Source organism: Terriglobus albidus, assembly GCF_008000815.1.
GTDB lineage: Bacteria > Acidobacteriota > Terriglobia > Terriglobales > Acidobacteriaceae > Terriglobus > Terriglobus albidus_A.
This window is the reverse complement of the sequence record NZ_CP042806.1, coordinates 4,815,538-4,830,387: the sequence shown is the minus strand read 5'-3', so window position 1 is coordinate 4,830,387 and position 14,850 is coordinate 4,815,538. Positions and strand designations below refer to the sequence as shown.

Below are 14,850 nucleotides of genomic sequence, written 5' to 3'. Positions count from 1 at the left end.
TACAAGGGCCCCAATTCCGCGGGAGAAATCGTATGTCCTATCTGCCTCCCAGCTTCGCTCTGACGAAAGACCCTGTACGCACCGCCGTGCGATTTCCCCTACGGCTGCAAGTGAGTCTACAGACCCCCGAAGGCATTCTCGAGGCAATGACGGAGAATGTTTCCGCCAGTGGTCTGCTGCTTGTAGCCCGTAAGTTGCCGGGGGTAGACACAAAGGTGGAATTTACGATGGCCATGCCGTCCGCCATTATGGGTACGTCTACGGATGTCAAGGTGCATTGTGTGGGCAGGGTTGTACGTCATCAGCAGTCTGAAACAGAACAAAAAGCGGCTGTGGTGATCGATGAGTATTCTCTTGAGGCAAGCTGAGTATGAGTGGGAACGAACCGATCCAGGACGTGGATGTAACTGAAGGACAAACCGGTGCAGGTAGCGCCATTCGTGTGATTTTGGCTGACTCCCAGGCCATCTACCGTGTGGGCATGCGAAAGATTTTTGCCGTTGAAGACGATATCCGTGTCGTCGCTCAGGCGGAGAATCTTCCCAATCTCTATCAGGCGCTGCAGCGCTATCCGACCGATGTGGTGTTGCTTGAAGGGCAGATGATCGCCGGCACCATCGACGCTATTCCCGAGCTGGTCAAGCGAGCTCCGGACGCCAAGATCATTGTCCAGGTGGTGGAGACTGATGAGGCGAATACCGTGGAACTGTATCGCCGCGGCGTGCGTGGTGTCGTAGCCCGATCCATCTCTCCCGATCTGCTGGTGAAGTGCGTCCGCAAGATCGCAGCCGGTGAGACCTGGATCGACAATCAGTCGATCAACTGGGTCATCGAGGCCTACCGAGCTCAGGCGACGACTCTCACCAACCCGAAGGTGCAGCCACGCCTGTCACCCAAGGAGATCTCGATTATCTCCTGCATTACGCGCGGCATGCGTAACAAGGAGATCGCCTTCCAGCTAGGCACTACCGAACAGGTGATCAAGAATTACCTGCGTAAGATCTACGACAAGCTGGGCGTAAGCGATCGCCTGGAGTTGGCCCTCTACTGCCTGCATCATCAGTTGCTCAAGCGCTACATGCAGGATGGAGAAAACAGTGGCGCTTCCGGACCGGCCAACACCACCGAGATTTCACTGCCGAACTAACCGTTTATCTATTGGGTCAAACAAGAAGGCGTGGCCGCGGGCCACGCCCTTTCTCTTGCATGCGTAGTGGTTTAGGTCTCCGGATAGAGCAGTTCCGTGAACCGCGGATCATCGGCCATGTCCTGAAAGTCAGAGTCGGAACGTGCCTGGATACGGCGCTGCGGATTCATGCTGATGGCGGCGGTCAGGTGCTCCAGGCAGGCAGTAAAGTCTCCTGTCATCGACGACAGCACTGCCAGTCCGTAAAGAGCGAAGTCGCTCTGCGGGTTCTTCTTTAGAATTTCATCGAAATGTTCGCGTGCGTCGGCGTAGTTACCGTCGTTCAACAGAACAACGGCATAGTCGCAACGCTCTTCTTCTGACGTAAACTTCGCAGCGACCTTCTCTGTCTGTTTGGCACAGGCAGTACGGAAGGTGCGGATGCGATCTGCGAGCTCGAAGGGAGCATCGGGAAGGAGCTTTTCAAAAGCGACGAGAGCCTTATCGAACTTGCCGGACTGCATCAACTGGACGGCAGCGGAAAACTGTTCGAGGGCCTGCTGACGAGCAGCATCGGGGGCGGGCTGGGCAGCGATGGTGCGAGGCATGCGACGTATATTGTTTGCTGTTTTGGCTTTGGTCGTGGCCATGGTTGCGGTTCCAGTTGATTCAGACGCAGGGTTATGTGCAAGGGGTAGCGTCTAAAAAGGTCGTTGGTGATTTATACGCAGGATACGCGCACAGGTCAAGAAACGCCAAACTTCGCTTAGATGTTCCTCCGAGCATAGAGCACAGGATTCAGTGTCGGATCGTTGTACATCTTCAACTGCCGGTACAGCTTGAAGCGGCGCCTGCCGCCTGTGACATCGCTCCAAAGAGCGTCCAGACAACCGGCAAGATCGTTGCGTTGTTCCGTGAGCATCGCGAGGCGAGCCTGGTTCCTGGAGCGATGCTCTTCGGTGATGTCGGTGCGGTCAATCTGTTCCTGGGTGTGAAAGATCTTGAGCGCAAGGATAGAGAGCCGGTCAAGGATCAGTCCTGGCGTTTCGGAGTGCAGCGCCGCGTCCGCGTTGGGTAATGAGAGAGGTGTCAGGGCATCAAGCAGTGCGCGGTCGAGCTGTTCGACCACATCGTTGCGGCGCTGATTCAAAATGTCGATCGCTCGTTTGGTAATCGCGATCTGATCAGAACTGGCGTTGGGGTCACGGGCCCGGTCCTCCTCGTGCCACAGGTCGAAGTTGGCTCGATGGAGCTGACTGAGCAGGCGCTCAAAAGGGTCTGCCGGCGTGGTGCGTGGAGGCTCGGGCAGATGCCAGTTTTTGGTCTGCAGATCCTGGACCGCGGTGATGGCGAAGGCGTCGAGTAACGGAACAGACATGCTCAGCGGATATTCTATGTGCAATGACTCCAAATCTCGATGCGAAGCGAGTACTGGTCTACCGTCTGGGAAGTCTTGGGGATACGCTGATTGTTCTTCCTAGCCTGCGCCTGATTGCGCGGGCTTTTCCAAACGCCGAGCGGCGTATGTTGACGAATTGGCCTGTGAGTAGCAAGGCTCCTGCCGCGGCAGCGGTTCTGGGCCCTACCGGGCTGATCCATGGATACATGCGCTATCAGGTAGGAATGCGAAATCCTTTGGCTTTAGCGAAGCTGGCCTGGGAGATACGGCGGTTCAAGCCCGATGTTCTTGTCTATCTGGCGGCAGGCCGCGGCCTGGCCAATGCGAAGCGTGATGCCGCGTTCTTTCGCCTCGCTGGAGTGAAGAAATTTGTAGGCATCCCTCTGACGCAAGACATGCAGCAGAACCGGCTGGATGAGAACGGCATCTACGAGCAGGAAGCCGCAAAGCATGCGAGGAATATCGCCGAGCTGGGAGATGTACGTCTGGACGACGCCGCAAGCTGGGATCTGGAGCTGGTTCCTGCGGAGAAGGACAAGGCAGCGGCTCTGCTGAAGCCGCTGGGCGACCGCCCGGTGATCGCTGTCAGTGTTGGCACGAAAGTACAGGCAAAGGACTGGGGTGTAGAGAACTGGCGCGGCCTGCTGGCGCAGATGGGTGCGGCTTATCCGGAGTTCGGTCTTGCTCTTGCCGGAGCTCCGGAAGAGAGCTCGGTGAGCGAAGCAGCAGCCGATGGTTGGCGCGCAGCCGGCGGAGGGCCGGTGGTGAATCTCTGCGGCAAACTAACCCCGCGTGAGAGTGCCGCGGCCTTTGCCCATGCCAGGTTGTTTGTAGGCCACGACTCCGGTCCGATGCATCTTGCGGCAGCGGTACAAACGCCATGCGTGGCCATCTTCGCCGCTCGCAACAAGCCGGCGGTCTGGTTCCCATACGGCCCTGGGCACAGAGTGATATATCACAAGGTTGACTGCTGGGGATGCGGCCTGGAGACCTGCATCGTTGAGAAAAAGAAGTGCCTGATGTCAATCACCGTGGATGAGGTGATGCACGAGGTCCGTGCGGCTCTGTCAACAGTGGCGAAATGATGGATTGTTCGCGTGATGCGATGATGGGAAGAAGGAGAGACGATGCTTCCGCAGGTTCATGAGGTGCTCGGGTTGCTGGAGGGAGGGTTTTCCAACCTCCGCGTTCTGGTTGTGGGCGACATCATGCTGGATCGTTACATTCATGGCGAGGTGGAGCGCATCTCGCCCGAAGCCCCCGTACCGGTGCTGCGCCATGCGCAGCGGTATGAGCGCGCCGGCGGCGCCGCAAATGTGGCCATGAATCTGGCCGGACTGGGGGTACGGGCCACGCTCGCAGGGTTCTGGGGCGCTGACCGTGAAAAAGAAGAACTGGCGGCGCTGCTGGACCAGGATGGCGTGAACTATGCCCCGGTCGTTACTGGCAGCCTGCCTACTATCTCGAAGACACGTATCGTGGCGCGCACCCAGCAGATGTTGCGGCTGGATATCGAAAGCCAGAAGAAGCCTTCCCCTGACGATCTGCAGCGGCTGATCGACGCCTCAGTGGCAGCAGTCGCTCATGCTGATGCAGTCATCCTGAGTGACTACGCCAAAGGCGCGCTTTCCGACGAATTATGCTCGGCGGTGATCCGCGCCGCACGCGCCCGCGCGATTCCGGTACTGGTGGACCCAAAGACGCGTGATCTGGGCAAGTACTCCGGAGCAACGACCGTCTGCCCAAACCTGAATGAGCTGTCGCAGGCAACGGGAGTCCCCTCCTATGAGGTGGACGCCCTGCTGCATGCCGCAGAAAAGCAGGTGGTGGAGCACGAGTTCGAATACCTGACGGTCACGATGAGCGAGAAGGGAATCCGGATCGTACGGCCTGGATACACCTATCACTCGCCCGCCCGGGCACGTGAGGTCTTCGATGTCTCCGGTGCGGGCGATACGGTAATTGCCACACTTGCCGCCAGCCTGGCTGGTGGTCTGAAGGTTGAGACGGCGATCGAGTTGGCGAATCTGGCTGCCGGTATCGTCGTCGGTAAGGTTGGTACTGTGCCCATCACTTCCGGCGAGCTGGTTGAGCTGCTGACGCCGAGCCAGGACCTGCGATCGGATGAGCGTGTGCTCGACCGGGAGCGCGTGAAGCGCCGTGTCGAGGAGTGGCGTGCTGCGGGCGAAACCATCGTCTTCACCAACGGATGTTTTGACCTGTTGCATGTCGGACACATCACGCTGCTGGAAGACTGCCGCCGGTTCGGCAGCAAGCTGGTTGTGGGCCTGAATACCGATGCCAGCGTGCAGCGGCTGAAGGGGCCAATGCGTCCGGTTGTGGGAGAGAACGAACGCGCCCGGGTAATGGCGGCGCTGGCGGCGGTCGATGCGGTTGTGTTGTTTGATGAGGACACGCCCCTGGAACTGATCCGTGACCTGAAGCCGAGCGTTCTGGTGAAGGGTGGCGACTACACCATAGAAACGGTTGTAGGCCATGAAATCGTCATTGCCTCCGGAGGCCGTGTCGAGATTGTGCCTATCGTAGCCGGGTTCTCAACGACCAACATCGTAAAGAAGCTTACGGGCGTCTGCTGAAGTCCGCCCAGGTTCCCTACCGCGATAGCAACTTGAAGGAGAAAGTGCGTTGATCATTGTCACAGGTGGCGCCGGGTTTATCGGAAGCAATCTGATTCATGAACTGAACCGTGCCGGGGAGAAGGATATTCTGCTGGTGGATAACTTCGCGCCTGCTGCGAATTGGACCGGACCGAAGTTCGTTAACCTTTTGGGCGCGGACTACTCCGATTACATGGACAAGCATGAGTTCCGCGAAGCACTCAACGCCGGCGATTTCGACAGCGTGAAGATTCGCGCGATCCTGCATCAGGGCGCCTGCTCCAACACGCTGGAAGATGATGGGCAGTACATGATGGACAACAACTTCACGTACTCGAAGGAGCTCCTGCACTTCGCCACCAACCGCAAGATCCCGCTGGTCTATGCCTCGACCGCGGCCGTCTACGGCCTGAGCGAGAACTTCACGCCGACCAAGGAAAACGAGAAGCCGCTGAACATCTACGGCTACTCCAAGCTGGTCTTCGATAACTATGTGCGCCGCCGGATGAACAGCTTTGAGTCCACTGTGATCGGTCTGCGTTACTTCAATGTCTACGGTCCGCGTGAACGTCACAAGGGCCGCATGGCGAGCGTGATGCAGCACTTCTCTAAGCAGTTGAAGACGCAGGGCGAGATCCGCATGTTCGAGGGAACAGGCGGGTACGGCAGCGGTGAGCAGCTGCGCGACTTCGTCTTTGTGAAGGATCTTGCGCGCATCAACATGTTCTTCGGAGGTCTGCTCCTGGAGAGCCCGAAGCAGCCGGTGAAGGCCGTTGTGAACGCAGGCACCGGTAAGGCCCGGACTTTCAAGGACGTTGCCAAGGCCTTGATGAGCGTCCATGGTGAGGGCAAGATTACGTTTATTCCGTTCCCCGCGGACCTGCACGGACGGTACCAGCACTTTACCCAGGCTGATGTCACTGGTCTGCGCCAGGCTGGATATGCGGATCCGATGACCGATGTAGAAGAGGGTGTACGTCAGACATTCGCCGAGGAGCCGCTGCAGCTCTAAGGAGTTTTGATGACATGCCCTGGCGGTAGACCGACTGGCGAGAGGATGCTATGAGCGACGGCAAAGAGACGATTCTGTGCATCACCAGCTATGAGAAGGGCAAGGCGTTTCTCAGCGAGGCCGCAGGGCTCGGCTGCAATGTCCTGCTGCTCACGGTCGAAAAGCTCAAGGATGCATCGTGGCCGCGCGAAGCCCTGGCCGACTTGATGACGATGCCTGAGGGGCTTACCCCGGAACAGGTGCTGAATACGGTGACCTATCGGGCACGGCACCAGCGCATTGATCGCATCGTGGCTCTGGACGAGTTCGAACTCGAATCGGCGGCGCTGATCCGGGAGCATATGCGCCTGCCGGGCATGGGGCAGTCGACCACGCGCTTCTTTCGCGACAAGCTGGCGATGCGGCAGCGCGCCCAGAGAGCGGGCGTGCTTGTGCCGGAGTTCACGCCAATTCTGAACTACGACGATCTGCGGGAGTTCATGCAGAGCGTTCCGGGGCCGTGGCTGCTGAAGCCGCGTTCCAGCGCCTCAGCAATTGGGATTCAGAAGATTCATCAACCACAGCATCTCTGGCCGCTGCTGGATGAGCTCGGTGACAAGCAGAGCCACTATCTGCTGGAACGCTTTGTGCCCGGTGAGGTCTTCCACGTCGATGGTGTGACCTGGAAGCAGCGCATCCTTTTCAGCGCCGTGCATCAGTACGGTGCTCCACCGATGAAGGTGATGCATGAAGGCGGCGTGTTCACCACGCGCGCCATCCACCGGGAGAGCCTGGATGCCCGCATGCTCGTCGAGGCTCACGGAGTTGTGATCCCTGCGCTAGGGATGGTGAGCGGCGTGACCCATACCGAGTTCATCAAGGCAGATGAGGATGGAGAGTTCTACTTCCTCGAATCAGCCGCCCGCGTTGGTGGAGCGTATATCGCCGATGTCATCGAGCACTCGACCGGGATCAATCTCTGGCGGGAATGGGCGAAGATCGAGGTCGCATCGATGTCCGGAGTTGAGTACGACCTGCCTCGCCCGAAGAGCCTCTATGCCGGCAGCGTGCTCTGCCTGGCAAAGATGGCGGAGCCTGACCTCTCCCCGTTCGATGCTCCGGAGGTGGTCGAGACGCTGAAACGTCATCACCACGCCGGGCTGATCGTTGCCTCCGAGAGCGCGGAACGGGTGAACACGCTGGTGCAGCAGTATTCGGCGGAGTTCCTGGAGCGTTTCTGCGCCACGGCTCCCGTTCCCGACAGGCCCGTAGGCTAGAGCAGGAACGTAATCCACGCACTGGATGGGATATTCGGGGTCCAGGCGAACTTGTTCGCAGGGGGAACGATTCGAGCGAAGCTCGAATCGTCTTTTTGTTTGTCATTTCGTAGCGACCGAAGGGAGCGGAGAAATCTGCTTCTCAAACGAAGGCAAAATCGGATAGCAGATCCCTTCGGGATGACCAACAAAAACTCTCAACAAGTTGGTTCGGGAACTTTCCCACGCTCGTGTCCCCGGCCAGCGTTGGTGGCTGGGGTGAAACATAGCGGAGAAATCTGCAGCTTCTCTACCGATACTCTTGAGGCTGGCGATAGCGCGATACTTCCGGACAGACCCGTGCCCGACAGGTAACGTTCAGGATTCGTGCCCAGAAGGGTACTACTGTGTGGTTCAGGTTGCCCATCGAGTGGGTAGAATCGCCCTGAGTTGAGAAGAAAAGGGAAGGAAGAGTGGTGAGAGCGCTGGGGCTCGAACCCAGGACCAGCGCCTTAAAAGGGCGATGCTCTACCAACTGAGCTACGCTCTCGCACTTTCTTCAAGGTAGCACAAATGAGGCATGTGCAGTGGTGCCCGGCCCTATGGAAAGGCTGTTTCCATAAGGCTCAAAATGCATGATTTCTGACACTTAAGTAGCATCTGCTGGTGATTGACTTGAGTTCCTAAGGCCAGTACGCTCAGGGCATTGGATCGAACAATTGCGGAAAAAGTGTGTCTTTTCCGGACAGTAACTGGCTGACGGTTTGACGACACACCAGGCTCAAGGAGCAGTTATGGACAGCAATAATCCGGAGCGGAGTGGAGAGCAGAAAGCTGCGGACGAGACCCCTGAAGACGTCGCCGTACTGTATTCGTGGGCGAATCTGCAGGGCGCTAAGTATCGTGACTTTTCGGCGTCGCGGCGTGAGTTCCGCGCCCAGATGAAGCATCGCGCCGCGGAAGCAGCGCGTGAAGCGGAAGAGAAGGCGAAGACGGAAGCCGAAGAGGCTGCGCGCCACGAAGAGGCAGTCGCCGAGAAGCTCTCTCAGGAAGCGGCTGATGCGGAAGAGACGCAAAGGGCTGCTGCCGCCGCTGAGAGTGCGCGGCAGGCGCAGAAGGCTGCACAGGATCGTCTGGAGGCAGCGCGTCATGCCGAAGCTGCCGCTGCGGCAGAGGCCGCGGCCCGCCGTGCCGAGCGCGAAGCCGCTGAAGCCCACGCTCATGCCGAGATGCAGCAGCGCCGCTGGCCGAACGAACAGCTTCAGCCCGCCGTCCCGGGCGAGATCAGCGATCCGTACAGCAAGCCTACGCACGATGTCGAGATCGAACACCATATCCATCGCCCGCATACCTCTTCTGCCGAACGTGCCGCTGCTTTGCGGCAGAGCTCTGCAATCCGCGCGGCGGTGCGCGTACAGCCCGGATTCTCATCGGGCATGAAGAAGGTTCCTATCGTTGACCCCGTCACACCGAAGCAGCCTGAGCGTGTTGTCGAACAGCCGGCAGCACAGCAGGAGCAGCAGTTGCGGCGCGGCTATCGTCCGGATGTTCCAACAGCACAGATGGACGCATATCGGGAAGAGCCGCGTTATCAGGCGCCTCAGCGCAGCTTCATTCCGGCTCCGGAGCCTCCCCAGCCGCACTTTGAAGACCGCCCGGCAACCATGCCGCGGCGTCCGGATGTCGTGGAGCCACCTGTCGAACCGGTCCGTAACTTTATTCCTGCTCCTCCGATGCCTCGGCAGGAGCCACAGCCTCACGAGGTCACATTGCCGCCCGTCCACGAGACGCCGCTTAAGAACTATCCTCCGCAGGAACGAGTTGAGACGATGCCGGAGAAGCGCGAACCGGTTCAGCCGATGTATCGCCCTGCGCCGGTGCGGCAGAGCGGTATGGTGCCGGCGGCTCAGCGAGAGCAGAGTCCGGTGCGTCCGGCATGGCTGTATGGTGAAGATCGCCAGCAGCGTCCGCAGCCTCAGCCTGTGCAGCAGCAGGAGCCGCCGCAGGTTCCTGATACGCTGCAGCACTCGCGTGAGCGTGTTGCTTCGCGCTGGTTTGCTCTGAAGGGTGTCTTCGATCACTCGCAGGAACAGGCCGAGCCGCAGCCTGCACGCAAGCCGGAGTATCGCGTTCCAACCCTGGTGATCTTTTCGCTCGCCGGAGGTGTCGGTAAGACCAGCATGGTGGCTACGCTGGGCCGCGCCATGTCCAGCATGGGTGAAAAGGTACTGCTGACCGATACCACATCACATGGTCTGCTGCCGTTCTACTTCGGTGCGCGTGAACTGCGTCCGAGCGTGGTGCGGACCTTCTCGCCGCCGCCTGGAAGCACCGACGCGCCCATCTACCTGGTGAACTACGAGCTCGATCAGAAGGGCAACGATCAGGCAACCCAGGAGTGGGTGATGGATGAGGTCGCCCGCAACGGTCAGGGCGCGCATCGCATGATCGTGGACCTTAGCTCCGGTTCGAGCTGGTTGCTGCGCCGCCTGGGACGCTTGAATCCCACAGTGATTGTGCCTCTGGCTCCCGATATGAACTCGGTCATCAGCCTGCAGGCCGTGGAGAAGTTCTTCCACGGAGTCACGGATGCCGATGGACGTCCAGTACGGCCGAGCTATGTTCTGAATCAGTTCGATTCTTCACTGCCGCTGCACCTGGATGTACGTGAGGTGATGCGGCAGTTGGTTGGCGATCGTCTTCTGCCCTTTACCATCCGCCGGAACCCGGCGGTAAGTGAGGCGCTGGCAGAGGGAATGACGGTGATCGACTATGCTCCGTCGAGCCCTGTCTCTGAAGACTTTATGAACGTGGCAACGTGGGTACGCGCGGCTACCGCGCCGGCAACAGCCGGATTCCGCGGAGCAAGGTGGACGGAACGATGACGCATACCACGGCGTGGCGTGAGTTTGAGACTGGCGACAGTCTGGTGATGAAGCTGGTAAGGGTGCTGGTGATCCTGGGCGGTTTCTTCGTCCTGGGAACCACGGGCATGCTCCGGTTATCCTGGCCGCAGCAGGCTGTGCTTGGTCTGCTGACCGTGCTGATCGGTGTTTGGATGGACCGCAGCTCTCGCAGCTATCTGGTCACGCTGACGCTGATGCTGGCGTCAATGTTCTCGACCTTCCGGTATGGCTACTGGCGTATCGCAACGGTGGTGGAGTTCTTTCAGGATCCCGGAACGAAGTGGGGACCGCTGGATGCCTTCTTTATCCTGACGCTCTGCTTTGCAGAGACCTACGCCTTCCTGATCCTCTACCTTGGCTATCTGCAGACCATCTGGCCTTTGCGCCGCACCCCCGTGCCTCTGCCGGAGGATCCGAACGAGTGGCCCGAGGTCGACCTGCTGATCCCGACTTACAACGAGCCGCTCAGCGTAGTGCGTTACACCGCGCTTGCGGCCATGAACATCGACTGGCCGGCGGACAAGCTGAACGTCTACATTCTTGACGACGGAAAACGCGAAGAGTTTCGCTCATTCTGCGAAGAGGCTGGTATTGGCTACATGACGCGTGACGATAACGCGCATGCGAAGGCCGGCAATATCAATCGCGCTCTGAAGCGGTTGAGCGCGCCGTTGGTTGCGATCTTCGATTGCGATCACGTGCCGACGCGCAGCTTCCTGCAGGTGACCGTGGGCTGGTTCCTGCGCGATCGCAAGCTCGCGATGCTGCAGACGCCGCACCACTTCTATTCACCTGATCCGTTCGAGCGCAACCTGGGACAGTTCCGCATCATTCCGAACGAAGGCGAACTGTTCTACGGCATCGTGCAGGACGGCAACGACTTCTGGAACGCTACCTTCTTCTGCGGAAGCTGCGCAGTGCTGCGGCGCGAAGCTCTGGATGAGATCGGCGGCATCGCCGTCGAGACGGTTACAGAAGACGCGCACACGTCGTTGCGCATGCAGATCAATGGCTGGAATACGGCCTACATCAACATTCCTCAGGCGGCAGGTCTGGCGACCGAGCGGTTGAGCGGTCACGTCAAGCAGCGTATCCGATGGGCGCGCGGCATGATCCAGGTCATGCGTACGGACAACCCTCTCTTTGCCAAGGGACTGAAGCCGGCGCAGCGCCTCTGCTACTTCAACGCGATGTCGCACTTTCTATATGGCCTGCCGCGTCTGATCTTCTTGACGGCCCCTCTGATCTACCTGATCCTTGGTCACACGAATATCCCCGGTTACTGGGCTGCGATTCTGGCGTACGCCTTCCCCCACCTGGTGCTCTCAAGCATTACCAACTCGCGTATCCAGGGACAGCATCGGCATTCATTTTGGAATGAGATCTATGAGACCGTTCTGGCGCCGTATATCTTCCTTCCGACCATGATGGCGTTGATCAACCCGAAGTTGGGTTCGTTCAACGTGACGGCAAAGGGTGGTGTGGTCAACCGCAGGTTCTTCGACTCTCGCATTGCGCAACCCTTCCTGGTGATGCTGGTGCTGAACGTTATCGGTCTGCTGATGGCGATTCCGCGCTACTTCTACTTCTCGCCCACGCTTCCGTTCCCGTTCAACTATCTGAGCGGACTGTATGACGGCACACATCCAGGCACCATCTGGATGAACGTGATCTGGACGTTCTTCTCGATCATGATCCTGGGCGTGGCTACGGCCGTGGCCTGGGAAAGCCAGCAGCGGCGTCAGACTGTGCGTATCACGATGAGTGTGCCGGCGGACGTCATCGCTCCGGACGGCTCGGTGATCTCCGGCCTTACCGCGGATATCTCCAGCGGTGGTCTGCAGATGAACGTGGAGGGCAATGCAGCGCTCCATGCCGGCGACAACATCAAGGTAGTCTTCCCGGTACTGGATGGTGATGCCGAGCTTCCCGCCACAGTTGTTTGGTATGACGGTGTGCAGCTGCGCGCGCAGTTCGATTCACTGACGATTGAGGAAGAAGAGGCGCTGACGATGGTGTTGTACTCCCGCGCCGATACCTGGCTTGGCTGGGGTGAATCTCGTGAAATTGATAAGCCGCTGGTGAGCCTGATGAGAATTTTCCGGCTGGCGATATTTGGGTTGCAGCAGACAGTCAAGGGCCTGATGAAGAAGAAGACGACAGAGAAGATGGCAGCCAGTGTTGCTCCTGTGCTGATTCTGGCAGCAATGCTGATGGGCGCGGGTAAGGCTCAGGCGCAGGCCCGGCCGATGCTGCCGGCAACCTCTCCGAATGCAAACGGAGGAGGAGTTGCGCCCACAGGCGCTCCCCAGTCCCAGTTACCGGGACATGACGGCGGTGTGCAGGCGCGTCCCGTTCCGCCCGGACAGTTTGACAATATCTTTACTCTCTCGGATGTTGGCGTTCCCGACACGATCGTGCTGCGCGGTGTGGATGCCTATCACTCCACCTACTTTTCGATTCCGCAGAACCAGGTCGTAAAGTCGGCGACGATGCACCTGAGGTATCACTTTTCGCCCGGCCTGTTGCCGGCGATCAGCCACCTGAAGGTAAGCGTGAACGGCACATTGTTTGCGACCCTGCCGGTGACGACTCAGCCGAACTTTGTAGGTGAGCCTGCCGATCTGACTCCCGAGCAGAAGATTGCGGCGCAGAACAGCCTGAGCAATGCACGTTCTTTCGAGAACAATGCTCTGCTGGAAGCAACGCTTACCATGCCGGCGGAGATGCTGGTGCATGACAACCAGATCACCTTTGAGTTTGTCGGCCACTACACGCTGCAGTGCGAAGACCCTTCGCACTCCACGCTGTGGAGCCATGTGGATACCACTACGACGATCGAGCTGGCCGGCAATCTGCTGCCTCTGCAGGATGACCTCAAGCTGTTGCCGCTGCCGTTCTATGACGCTGCGGTGAATCTGCATCCGTCGATCCCCATCGTCTTTCTCTCGCAGCCCACGCCGAAAGGTTTGCAGGCCGCCGGTATCGTCGCTTCGTACTTCGGCATTCTTACCGACTACCACCCGGTACGTTTCCCCGTCTCCTACGGCACCATTCCTCAGGGGAACGCAATCATCATCAGTGAGAATGCGTCTGAGTTGCCGGCAGCTTTAAGTGTCACGGGAAGTAGTGGGGCCACAGTGGCCATGCGAACAAACCCGAGCGATCCTTACTCGAAGGTGCTGATTCTTACCGGCGACAGCGCGGAAGACACGGTGAAGGCTGCGATGGGATTGTCCCTGCAGCGTTCGATGTGGCAGGGGAGCCAGGTGAGCGTGCAGGTGAAACATCCGGCCGCCAGCCAGCCTGATGATGCTCCACGCTGGTTGCCGACCGATCAGCTCCGCACGCTGGGTGATATCACACGGCAGGCCGAGCTGCAGGGCGACGGCAGCGTCCCCCTGGGCGTCTACATGCGCGTACCTCCGGATCTTTGCTACGACTGCGTGACGAAGCCGAATCTCGAGTTCCACATGGAGTACCGCTACAACCCGGTACCCCTGGCCAATGAGAGCACGCTGCAGGTCTATATGAATGGCGCCTATGTCAGCTCGACGCCGATGCCGCATCAGGAGAATGCCAGCGCTGTTCTGCAGACCCCCATTCCGGTGCCGGTCGTCAACATGCGGCCCTTCTCCAATTCGCTGATGCTGAAGTTCGTCTTCCAGATCGCGAAGAAGGGTAAGTGTCAGGACACGGCTCCGCTGAACCTGCAGGGCGCCATCCTGAAAGGTTCCTATCTCGATATCCGCGATATTCCCCACTGGGCGGTGCTGCCGAATCTCGAGCTCTTCGCCAATGCCGGATATCCCTTCACCCGCATGAAGGATCTGTCAGAGACCGCCGTCGTCATTCCTGACAACGCGCAGACGGACGAGATCGAAGAGTACCTGACGCTGATGGGTCACTTCGGAGCGCAGACCGGCTATCCGGTCACCGACGTTACGGTCGTGACGGCCGACGGGATGAAGCGCGACTCCAAGAAGGACTACATCGTTCTTGGAACGGTTGAGGATCAGCCGGCTCTGAGCATTCTGAAGAACGACCTTCCCGTGCGCATCGACGGAGGCGGCCTGCATGTGCAGGACACGCAGGGTTTCTTCACGCCTCTGCAGAACGCATGGTGGAAGGTGCGTTCCAGCGATCATGTACAGACCGGTGAGCTGACGATGGCCGGCGGTCTGCCGGATACGATCCTCGAAGGCATCGAGTGGCCGAACAACTCGGGCAGGTCTGTCGTGGTAATCGCAGCACGGGATCATTCCGTGATCCCGCAGTTCCTGTCCACCTTCCTTCGAGACTCTCAGTCGTCGGATATTGCTCAGTCTGTTAGCGTGCTGCACGGCGAGAAGTTTTCGTCGTATCGCATCGGCAACTATGTCTACCATGTGGGTTATCTGTCGCTTTGGGCTCGGCTGAAGATGTTCTTCACCCAGTTCTCCTGGACGGTAGTGATCCTGGTCATGGGCTTCTCCTTCCTGATGGCCGGTCTCGTCCGCGTATGGTTACGGCACCGGGCCAGAGTCCGCCTGCAGGGCGAATAAAAGAGAGACG

10 protein-coding genes and 1 tRNA gene are annotated in these 14,850 nt (G+C 59.0%); 8 read left to right on the top strand and 3 right to left on the bottom strand.

The window, feature by feature from the left end:
• Positions 1–32 precede the first annotated feature (32 nt).
• Positions 33–368 (top strand): PilZ domain-containing protein, encoded by a 336-nt coding sequence (locus FTW19_RS19270; protein ID WP_147649198.1) that lies wholly within the window; start codon positions 33–35, stop codon positions 366–368.
• Positions 369–370: 2 nt separating this feature from the next.
• Positions 371–1,147, top strand: a complete 777-nt coding sequence (locus tag FTW19_RS19265) for a response regulator transcription factor (protein WP_147649197.1) — start codon at positions 371–373, stop codon at positions 1,145–1,147.
• A gap of 71 nt (positions 1,148–1,218) precedes the next feature.
• Here FTW19_RS19265 and FTW19_RS19260 read toward each other — a convergent pair whose 3' ends face one another.
• Both FTW19_RS19260 and FTW19_RS19255 read right to left on the bottom strand, forming a co-directional pair.
• On the bottom strand, positions 1,219–1,776 hold the full coding sequence (locus FTW19_RS19260; RefSeq protein ID WP_147649196.1) for a TPR end-of-group domain-containing protein: 558 nt from the start codon (positions 1,774–1,776) through the stop codon (positions 1,219–1,221).
• A gap of 116 nt (positions 1,777–1,892) precedes the next feature.
• A complete protein-coding gene (locus tag FTW19_RS19255; RefSeq protein ID WP_147649195.1) occupies positions 1,893–2,504 on the bottom strand; it encodes a DUF4254 domain-containing protein in 612 nt (203 codons plus the stop codon).
• Positions 2,505–2,527: 23 nt separating this feature from the next.
• Between FTW19_RS19255 and FTW19_RS19250 the strand changes: the two genes are divergently transcribed.
• From FTW19_RS19250 to FTW19_RS19235, 4 genes are read left to right on the top strand one after another with little or no spacing between them, the layout of a single operon-like run.
• Positions 2,528–3,610 carry a glycosyltransferase family 9 protein gene (locus FTW19_RS19250; RefSeq protein WP_147649194.1) on the top strand — a complete coding sequence of 361 codons (1,083 nt, stop codon included), beginning with the start codon at positions 2,528–2,530 and terminating at the stop codon, positions 3,608–3,610.
• 42 nt (positions 3,611–3,652) lie between these two features.
• Positions 3,653–5,122 carry a bifunctional D-glycero-beta-D-manno-heptose-7-phosphate kinase/D-glycero-beta-D-manno-heptose 1-phosphate adenylyltransferase HldE gene (gene hldE / locus FTW19_RS19245; protein ID WP_147649193.1) on the top strand — a complete coding sequence of 490 codons (1,470 nt, stop codon included), beginning with the start codon at positions 3,653–3,655 and terminating at the stop codon, positions 5,120–5,122.
• A 49-nt stretch (positions 5,123–5,171) separates the two neighbouring features.
• A complete protein-coding gene (gene rfaD / locus FTW19_RS19240; protein WP_147649192.1) occupies positions 5,172–6,155 on the top strand; it encodes an ADP-glyceromanno-heptose 6-epimerase in 984 nt (327 codons plus the stop codon).
• A 50-nt stretch (positions 6,156–6,205) separates the two neighbouring features.
• Complete coding sequence (locus FTW19_RS19235) at positions 6,206–7,411, top strand: ATP-grasp domain-containing protein (RefSeq protein ID WP_147649191.1); 1,206 nt, start codon at positions 6,206–6,208, stop codon at positions 7,409–7,411.
• A gap of 453 nt (positions 7,412–7,864) precedes the next feature.
• Here the strand turns inward: FTW19_RS19235 and FTW19_RS19230 are convergent.
• Positions 7,865–7,940: transfer RNA gene (locus FTW19_RS19230), tRNA-Lys, on the bottom strand.
• 244 nt (positions 7,941–8,184) lie between these two features.
• On the opposite strand from FTW19_RS19230, the gene FTW19_RS19225 reads away from it, so the two are divergent.
• Positions 8,185–10,275, top strand: a complete 2,091-nt coding sequence (locus tag FTW19_RS19225) for a cellulose synthase operon protein YhjQ/BcsQ (protein WP_147649190.1) — start codon at positions 8,185–8,187, stop codon at positions 10,273–10,275.
• The gene (bcsA, locus tag FTW19_RS19220; RefSeq protein ID WP_348641830.1) at positions 10,209–14,840 is read left to right on the top strand and encodes a UDP-forming cellulose synthase catalytic subunit; all 4,632 of its coding nucleotides are present in this window, start codon (positions 10,209–10,211) and stop codon (positions 14,838–14,840) included. The genes FTW19_RS19225 and bcsA overlap by 67 nt, the downstream gene beginning before the upstream one ends.
• Positions 14,841–14,850: the final 10 nt, after the last annotated feature.